The sequence below is a fragment of the Micromonospora sp. NPDC007271 genome (assembly GCF_040634005.1).
Lineage (GTDB): Bacteria > Actinomycetota > Actinomycetes > Mycobacteriales > Micromonosporaceae > Micromonospora.
Map to the genome: position 1 here is coordinate 1 of NZ_JBEYER010000197.1, position 3,289 is coordinate 3,289.

5 protein-coding genes and 1 pseudogene are annotated in these 3,289 nt (G+C 71.8%); 1 reads left to right on the plus strand and 5 read right to left on the minus strand.

The window, feature by feature from the left end; genetic code table 11:
- The 5 genes and pseudogenes from ABZ570_RS33690 to ABZ570_RS33710 form a co-directional block, all read right to left on the minus strand.
- The coding region (locus tag ABZ570_RS33690) for a MerR family transcriptional regulator (protein ID WP_358072200.1) at positions 1-396 on the minus strand (396 nt) is incomplete at its 3' end.
- Positions 397-676: 280 nt separating this feature from the next.
- Positions 677-823: pseudogene (locus ABZ570_RS33695) on the minus strand (SDR family NAD(P)-dependent oxidoreductase); the annotation flags it as partial.
- 44 nt (positions 824-867) lie between these two features.
- Entirely contained in the window at positions 868-1,347 is a 480-nt protein-coding gene (locus tag ABZ570_RS33700) for a DUF3140 domain-containing protein (protein WP_358072202.1), read from the minus strand.
- On the minus strand, positions 1,334-1,555 hold the full coding sequence (locus ABZ570_RS33705; protein ID WP_358072204.1) for a DUF2945 domain-containing protein: 222 nt from the start codon (positions 1,553-1,555) through the stop codon (positions 1,334-1,336). Before ABZ570_RS33705 ends, ABZ570_RS33700 begins: the two co-directional genes overlap by 14 nt.
- A gap of 41 nt (positions 1,556-1,596) precedes the next feature.
- Positions 1,597-2,400 carry a class I SAM-dependent methyltransferase gene (locus tag ABZ570_RS33710; protein WP_358072206.1) on the minus strand — a complete coding sequence of 268 codons (804 nt, stop codon included), beginning with the start codon at positions 2,398-2,400 and terminating at the stop codon, positions 1,597-1,599.
- A gap of 353 nt (positions 2,401-2,753) precedes the next feature.
- Between ABZ570_RS33710 and ABZ570_RS33715 the strand changes: the two genes are divergently transcribed.
- On the plus strand, positions 2,754-3,289 hold a 536-nt coding region (locus ABZ570_RS33715), incomplete at its 3' end, for a S1 RNA-binding domain-containing protein (RefSeq protein WP_358072208.1).

Below are 3,289 nucleotides of genomic sequence, written 5' to 3' on the forward strand. Positions count from 1 at the left end.
ACCGATCGCCCCGGTACGCCACAGCGCCACCTCCTGCAGCCCGACCAGGTCGGGGCGCCCCCCGCCCCCGCCCCCTTCCGCGATCTTGCAGTTGGTGTCGGAGACATGCGTAGGATGTCTGACCTGTCCGGGCAGCAAGTGCAAGATCGCGGGCGGAGGGGAGGGGGAGGGCGCGGCTACGTCGCCGTTTAGCCAGGGCAGGAAGACATGGACGTCCTCCAGGGTCAGCCCGAGGCCGAGCAGGTGCCGGATGTTGCGGACCCGGACTACCGAGGCCTCGTCGTACTCGCGGTAGCCGTTCGCCGTCCGCGCCGAGGCGATCAGGCCCTGCTCCTCGTAGTGCCGCAGGGCGCGGGGAGTGCAGCCGGTCACCCTGACCAGCTCGCCGATCCGCACGTGCTCGTCCTCCGTGGTCGACTCCGCCTCCCCGGCGTCGCGGCACCCACCGGGCCGGGATGCCGCGACGTCGCGTATCTGGCGCGAGGCCGGTCAGCCGACCACCGCCCCGCCGTCGACCGGCAGCACCACCCGGGTGACGAATTCCGCCGCCGGATCGCGGAGCTGCCGGATCGCCCACGCTACGTCCTCAGGGCGTCCGATCCGGCCCAGCGGGGTGTTCGCGAGCTGCCAGCGGCGTACCGCCGCGTGCTCCTCTGGGGAGAGGCGCCGGTGTTCAGCCGGCGGCCGTCTCGGCCAGCGGCCCGGTGCGGCGGCCGACCGCCAGGACGTGGGCGCCGTCGGCGCTGAAGGCGCGGGCGATGGCCCGGCCGATGCCGGTGCCCGCGCCGGTGACGACGACGACTCTGCGTTGGGCATCGTTCATGCCGCCGATCGTGCGACCCTGCCCTCAGTCGCAGGGTCGAGCCGTCAGCGTGCGCGGGGTTCGCTCCGGGTGCTCGACCGGCGCGGTGCCGTTCCGCAGCCCGGGCCCCGGCGCGCCTCCGGCGGGGCGCCGTGCCGCTCCAGGGCCTTGCGGGACGGGCCGCCCGGCGGCGGCAGCGGCGCCTTGACCGGGTCGTGGCCCCAGTTCATCAGGGAGTACCGCCACCGGGTCGCCCGGACGTCGCCGCTGGGTCGCTGCGCCATGTGCCGCCGGACGTACCCGACGACCTTGCGCATGTGCTGGTAGTCGGCCTCGGAGAGCTGGTCGCGCTTGCGGCGCAGCAGCTCGATGATCTTCCGGCCGGACTCGTGGCCGACCGACTCGCCGCCCTGCGTGCCCCTCTTCCGCCAGCCGACGTGCTTCGACTCCTCCGTCTCCAGCCATGTCCGCAGCTCGCCGGGCGTCATGTTCACCGCTTCGGTGAACTCGCGGTACGTCTGCCCGGGATCGTCACTCCGGCTCACGGCGCAGGACCTCCGGTCGGTGGGCGACGTCCCGGCCCGAGTCGTCGTTGCGGATCCGGTACTGCGGGTTCTCCAGTGACGCGTTCACGGTGTGCCCGCGTACGTGCGTCCGCTCGGTGAGCTTCTCCCTGACCACGCCGTACGCCCGGCCGCTGTGGCTGGCCCAGGAGACGTGGTCGCCCCGGCGGAACTCCTCCTTGTCGGCCATGCCGTCCGGGTACCCGGGGCCGCTCGGCGGAAACGAACGGCTCAGCCGGCCGGCTTCTCGGTGACGAAGATGGCGGTGCCGGGGAAGAGCCGGCCGCGCAGCGGGCTCCACTGCCCCCAGATCCCCTCGTGCCCCTCCGGCCACTCCGGCTCCACCAGGTCCAGCAGGCGGAAGCCGGCCCCGACCAGCTCCCGGATCCGGTCGCCGAGGGTGCGGTGCTGCTCGACGTACGTGGCCACCCCGTGCTCGTCCTGCTCCACGTACGGGGAGCGGTCGAAGTACGAGTGCACCGCGGTGAGCCCGCCCTCGCCCGGGTCGTCGAGGAAGATCCAGCGCATCGGATGGGTGACCGAGAAGACCCAGCGGCCACCCGGGCGCAGCACCCGGAACACCTCCCGCATCACCGCCGCCGAGTCCTCCACGAACGGGATCGCGCCGAACGCCGTGCAGACGGTGTCGAAGGCGGCGTCCGCGTACGGCAGGGCGAGCGCGTCGGCCTGCACCAGCGGCACGCGTACGCCGGTCCGGGCGGCGGTGCCCGCGGCGTGCCGCAACATGCCGGCGGAGAGGTCCAGGGCGACCGGCCGGGCGCCCTGGGCGGCCAGCCAGCGGGCGGCGGCCGCCGCCCCGCAGCCGAGTTCGAGGATCCGGCGGCCGGCCACCTCGCCGAGCAGCCGGGCGTTGGCCTCGCGCAGCCCCTCCGGACACCAGACGAAGTCCACCTCGCCCAGGAACCCGCCGTGCTCGGCCTGGTAGTCGTCGGCGTCGGCGTCCCACCAGCCGCGGTTGGCCCGGCGGATCTCGGCGGCGCCCACCCGGCGCCGGGTCACCCTGTCGTCGTTCACCCGCTCACGCTAGCTTCACCCCGGCGGGCCGCCGTGCGCGGTGTGACGGCTGGGGCAGGTGTGACGGACGAGACAGCTGTGGCACCTTACCGCGCGAAATCTCCGCTTTCGCAGCTGACGAGGTCGCGAGGACCCGGGAGGGCTTGCACGCTGTGGTAATGCACCGGGTAGGCTAGAGGATGCGCTCGCGGATCGTGTGCCTCGGCAGGGAGCAGGTGTGCGGTCACCGGAGCCACTAATGATCTTCTTACGGTGATCGTTCGGTGTGCCCGGCGACGGATCCGCTGGCGCGGAAGAGTCACCGCGACGCCACGCCTGCTGTGACAACCCATCCGACCGGAGCAACCGCCCACATGACGAGCAGCATCGAGGCCCCCTCGAGCGCCAACAAGGTCACCCACGACGATCTCGGTTCCGAGGAGGCTTTCCTCGCCGCGATCGACGAGACCATCAAGTACTTCAACGACGGCGACATTGTCGAAGGCACCGTCGTCAAGGTCGATCGGGACGAGGTCCTGCTCGACATCGGCTACAAGACCGAGGGCGTCATCCCCTCGCGCGAGTTGTCGATCAAGCACGACGTGGACCCGGCCGAGGTGGTTTCGGTCGGCGACCACATCGAGGCCCTTGTTCTCCAGAAGGAGGACAAGGAGGGGCGTCTGATCCTCTCGAAGAAGCGGGCGCAGTACGAGCGGGCCTGGGGCACGATCGAGAAGATCAAGGACGAGGACGGCGTCGTCCGCGGCTCGGTCATCGAGGTCGTCAAGGGTGGTCTCATCCTCGACATCGGCCTGCGCGGCTTCCTGCCCGCCTCGCTGGTGGAGATGCGGCGGGTGCGTGACCTGCAGCCGTACGTCGGCCGCGAGCTCGAGGCCAAGATCATCGAGCT

Bases quoted from the DNA above. Each gene is read 5' to 3' on its own strand.
- ABZ570_RS33705 (WP_358072204.1), bottom strand. From the start codon at position 1,555: ATGGCCGACAAGGAGGAGTTCCGCCGGGGCGACCACGTCTCCTGGGCC.